This window comes from Helicobacter sp. UBA3407 (genome assembly GCF_949747025.1).
GTDB classification, from domain to species: Bacteria; Campylobacterota; Campylobacteria; order Campylobacterales; family Helicobacteraceae; genus Helicobacter_D; species Helicobacter_D ganmani.
The window spans coordinates 1-4,876 of sequence record NZ_CATKCB010000188.1 but is presented as its reverse complement, the minus strand read 5'-3'; the positions used below and the strand labels follow the sequence as shown (position 1 = coordinate 4,876).

3 protein-coding genes are annotated in these 4,876 nt (G+C 39.2%); 1 reads left to right on the top strand and 2 read right to left on the bottom strand.

The window, feature by feature from the left end:
* Positions 1–4: 4 nt before the first annotated feature.
* On the bottom strand, positions 5–1,138 hold the full coding sequence (tgt, locus tag Q1553_RS06940) for a tRNA guanosine(34) transglycosylase Tgt (RefSeq protein ID WP_115551801.1): 1,134 nt from the start codon (positions 1,136–1,138) through the stop codon (positions 5–7).
* A 55-nt stretch (positions 1,139–1,193) separates the two neighbouring features.
* Between tgt and Q1553_RS06935 the strand changes: the two genes are divergently transcribed.
* On the top strand, positions 1,194–2,600 hold the full coding sequence (locus Q1553_RS06935; protein WP_115551802.1) for a TrkA C-terminal domain-containing protein: 1,407 nt from the start codon (positions 1,194–1,196) through the stop codon (positions 2,598–2,600).
* Between the two features lie 105 nt (positions 2,601–2,705).
* Here Q1553_RS06935 and Q1553_RS06930 read toward each other — a convergent pair.
* On the bottom strand, positions 2,706–4,876 hold a 2,171-nt coding region (locus tag Q1553_RS06930; RefSeq protein ID WP_300842853.1), incomplete at its 5' end, for an NADP-dependent isocitrate dehydrogenase.

Genomic DNA, 4,876 nt, shown 5'->3' with positions numbered 1-4,876 from the left:
AATTTTATGGGGACATAGACTCTATAGAATCCTTATAAAATCGTGCAAATTCTCCCTCTAAAATCGCTTCTCTTGCCTCACGTACCAAATCCAAATAAAATGCAAGATTATGAATGCTTGCAAGGCGAAAGTAGCTGATTTCGCCTGCGCGGAACAAATGATGTAAATAAGCACGGGAATGGTTTTGGCAAGTGTAGCAGGAGCATTTGGAATCTAAGGGCTGTGTGTCAAGTTTAAAGCGCGGAGATTTAATGGCAAGTTTGCCAAAATGCGTAAAAATCGTGCCGTTTCTTGCATTTCTTGTAGGCATTACGCAATCAAACATATCAACACCTCTCGCGATTCCTTCTATTATATCACGAGGCGTGCCAACACCCATTAAATAACGGGGTTTATCTTTTGGCAAAAGTGGTGTGGTAAAATCAAGCGTTGCATACATTTCTTCGTTTGGTTCGCCCACTGCTAGCCCACCAATGGCATAGCCGTCAAAATCTCCCAAACTCGTTAAATTCTTTGCGCTTGATTCTCTAAATTCTTTATCTGTGCCACCTTGCACGATTGCAAAGATGTTATTCGTTAGGATTTTGCCTGAATTAGCAGCACTTTGTTTTTTATAATTGTGGTAATCAATAGCACTTTTAGCCCATTTAGTCGTGCGGGCAATGGAATCTCTAATGCGCTCTTTGCTGGCAGGCAATCCGACTAAATCGTCTAAAATCATCATAATATCACTATTTAAATTGTATTGAATGTCTAAAACCTTTTGCGGAGAGAAAAAATGGCTAGAGCCGTCAATATGGCTTTTAAATACGATTCCGTCCTCATACAATTTCACATTAGAATTAAGGCTAAACGCTTGGAATCCGCCACTATCAGTTAGGAAGTTGCGAGGAAATTTGCTAAATGCGTGCAGCCCACCAAGTTCCCTAATCACCTCATCGTTAGGGCGCAAATAAAGATGATAAGTGTTGGCTAAAATTATTGGGGCATTGAGAGCTAAAAGGTCGCTGAAATCCAATGCCTTGACGCTCGCTTGTGTTCCAACAGGCATAAAAATCGGTGTGGGCACTTCGCCATGCGCAAGTTTTAGCACGCCTGCGCGCGCATTTTCGTCCGTCCTTTGCAAATTAAATTCCATTTTCAACCTTTTTTTGCTACATTTTCGCGAATTTTTATCATCACAAAGGGGAGTTATGCGAAAAGTGCTTTTGATTTTAGATGGAATTGTAGCAAAAGAATTCCTAAGCATATTAATGGCAAAGCATTTGGATAAAAATACTTATATTTTTGTTTCGCTTGATAAGAATCTTTTGCCCCAAAACCTCCCACAAGACCACGAATGCTTTTCGTTTGACCCAAGCTCGCCTAATAAGTTGCGCGAGATTTTAACTGCTCAAATTACAGATTGCTATATTATCACAGACAAAGCAGAAGAGCGTGAAATTATCTACCATACTTTGCGCTCTTATAGCAAAACTTTGCAAATTAGCATTTTAGGAGAGATTCCTTTGCAGGGTAATGACAAGCAGCTTTTGATGATTAGTGAAGCACTTGTGCTTAGTGGCAAGCTCTTTGAGAAGTTTCCTAATGTGCCACGTACAGCAAAATACATTGGTTTGGGACAAGGCGAGATTATGCAAATTAGCGTGCCTTTTGGAAGCCCTTATGCGTATCGTAGCGTGGGAGTGATTAAGCAAAAGAAATGGAAAATTGTTGCAATTTATCGCAGTGAAGAGTTGATTTTGCCCAAATATTCTACCACGATTCTGCCTAATGATTCTTTATTACTCATCGGCGAACCCAATACCTTGCGAGAAATTTATCATCGGATTAAAGAGGAGTTTGGGCAGTTTCCAACACCTTTTGGGCGTGATGTGGTAATGTATTTTGATTTGTCGCATTCCAAAAACCTTGAAGAATGTATCCATCAGACATTATGGCTTTTTTCGCATTTTAAAAATAAACGTCTGCATTTATGCTTTTTCAATCCCACGAGCATAGAGGAGATTGTGTGCCTAAGAAATGATACGCGTTTAAATGGGGAACATATCTCGTGGAGTGTGGAATTTTATGAAAATTCGTTAAAAGAAATTTTGAATCGCGATAAAACAAACAAAAACATTGGTTTGATTTTGTTAGAGGGATATTTGTTTGAAAAATATAAAGGCTATTTGCTAGATTTGGGGATTCCGCTTTTGAAGTTTGGTATGCAATCTTTAGAAAAACTAACCCACAGTGTGGTTGTGTTGCCTGAAAAACTAGAAGAAGCAGAGAAAATCTCCTCTGTTGTTTTTGATTTATCAACTCAAATTGGGCTTAAGATTTTGCTTTATGACTTCAATCCCAATGAGGAAGACCACGATCAAGCTTTGGATTATTATAAACACATTGCCAAGGTGTTTGACAAAAAAATTATCATTGAGCAATCTAACGCTCAAAATCCTATTCTGTGGCTTAATCGTCAAAAACATATCTTGCAGATTCTACCTTTACGCAAAGAAAATGTAAAAAAATTTTGGTTCTTTTCGTTATGTGATGTAGAAAATTTAAGCACGCATTTAACAAACCTCCCACAACTTTTTATTCCGCTTTCTGTATAGGATTTTGTTGTAAATACGATTCGCACTTACGAAGAGCAAAGCAATGAAGCAATCTAAATAAGAATCTTGCAACTGCGATAATGCGCGCCACAATGGGCGCGTTGGCTATTTAATTTTGGCTAAAATCGCATTGAAAGTCGCACTTGGACGCATAATTGCATCGCATTTATCGTCGTCTAGCTTGTAATATCCACCTAAATCTACTTTTGCACCTTGTGCGCTTAAATATTCTTGATGAATCCTCTCTTCATTCTCGCTTAATTCCTCTGCGATTCCTTTAAAAAAGTTCTGCAAAGCAGAATCGCTACTATCTCGCGCAAGAGATTGAGCAAAATAAAGTGCAAGATAGAAATGGCTTGTGCGATTGTCGTCTTCTCCTACTCTACGTGAAGGGGCTTTGTTGTTGTCTAGCCATTCGCCAATCGCATTATCAAGGTTGTTTGCTAGAATCTGTGCTTGCTTGTTGCCCGTTTTTTGAGCGTAAAATTCTAGGCTTGCCTGTAATGCTAAAAATTCACCCAAACTATCCCAGCGCAAGTGGTTTTCCTCTACAAGTTGTTCTACTTGTTTTGGTGCGCTTCCACCTGCACCTGTTTCGAACATAGAACCGCCATTTAGCATTGGCACGACAGAAAGCATTTTTGCACTTGTTCCAAGCTCTAAAATTGGAAATAAATCGGTGAGATAATCTCGCAGAACATTTCCGCTAATGGAGATTGCATCTTTGCCTGCACGAATGAGTTTGAGCGATTCTAAACACGCTTCTTTTGGAGGTAGAATCGCAATGTCTTTGCCTTTTTCTTTTAAGCGCGCCTCTACTAAATCTATCATAATTTTATTGCTTGGGCGTTTGGAATCTAGCCAGAAAATTGCCTTGTTACCTGTTAAATCTGCGCGCTCAATCCCTAAATCAATCCAATTTTGCACCGCTTCAAATTTTGCTTGATTTGCGCGATAAATATCACCTTTTTCTACTTTGTGTTCTAGCAGAGTTGTGCCTTTTTCATCTACGATTCTAAAGATTCCATCTTCTTTGGCAATGAAGGTTTTATCGTGAGAACCATATTCTTGTGCTTTTTTTGCCATTAAACCGACATTGGAGACACTACCTAGTTGGCTAGGATTGAGTGTGCCATTAGCGCGTAAATCTTCAACAACGGCTTCGTAAATTGTTGCATAAGTTTTATCAGGAATTAGCGCATTGGTGTCGCGTTCTTTTCCTTCTTTATCCCAAAGTCTTGCACCATTTTTAAGCATTGCAGGCATTGAAGCATCTACAATCACATCACTTGGAATGTGTAAATTTGTGATACCTTTGTCGGAATTTACCATAGAAAGTGGTGCGCTTTTGCTTAGGATTTCATTGTATTTTGCGAGAATCTCTTGTCTTTTAGGGCTATTTTCTGCTTTGTTTAAAAGCTCACTAACGCCATTGTTGGGATTCACGCCAAGTTGTGTTAGTTCCTCTCCAAAAGAATCAAAAAGTTCTTTAAAATACACTTGCACTGCGTGTCCAAAAATCACGGGGTCGCTGACTTTCATCATTGTCGCTTTGAGGTGAAGAGAAAGCAAAATGTTTTCATTTTTGCACACTTCAATTTGTTTGGCATAAAATTCATCTAACGCCTTCGCACTCATAAAAGTTGCGTCCAAAATCTCATTTTTGTCTAACTTCAGATTGTCTTTTAGGATTTCTATGCCTGCTTTGCCGATAAATTCAATTTTAGCTTTAGTGGCTTCTGGAACTAAAATGGCTTTTTCATTGTCAAAGAAATCTCCCTTTGGCATATAAGAAACGCGTGTTTTAGAATCCTTGTGAAACTCTACGACACGATAGGGATTTTTTTGGGCATATTCTTTGACTGCTTTTGTGCAGCGGCGGTCGGAGTTGCCTTGTCTAAGCACCGGATTTACCGCAGAACCTAAAACCTTTTGGTATTTTTCTTTGATGGCTTTTTGCGCTTCGTTTTGAGGTTCATCAGGAAAATTTGGCACATCGTAACCTTTGGCTTGTAGCTCTTTGATTGTCGCTTTTAGTTGTGGAATAGAAGCGGAAATGTTGGGTGTCTTGATGAGGTTTGCGTCGGGTTGATTAACAAGTTCGCCCAAAATTGTAAGTGCATCTTTGACTCTTTGCGATTCTTTTAGGTTTTCTGGAAATTGCGCTAAAACGCGCGCAGAGAGAGAAATATCTGAAGTTTCTACAACAATGCCGACTTTTCCTAAAAATGCTTGAACAATAGGCAAAAAGGAGTAAGTCGCGAGGGCTGGGGATT

Bases quoted from the DNA above. Each gene is read 5' to 3' on its own strand.
- tgt (WP_115551801.1), bottom strand. From the start codon at position 1,138: ATGGAATTTAATTTGCAAAGGACGGACGAAAATGCGCGCGCAGGCGTG.
- Q1553_RS06935 (WP_115551802.1), top strand. From the start codon at position 1,194: ATGCGAAAAGTGCTTTTGATTTTAGATGGAATTGTAGCAAAAGAATTC.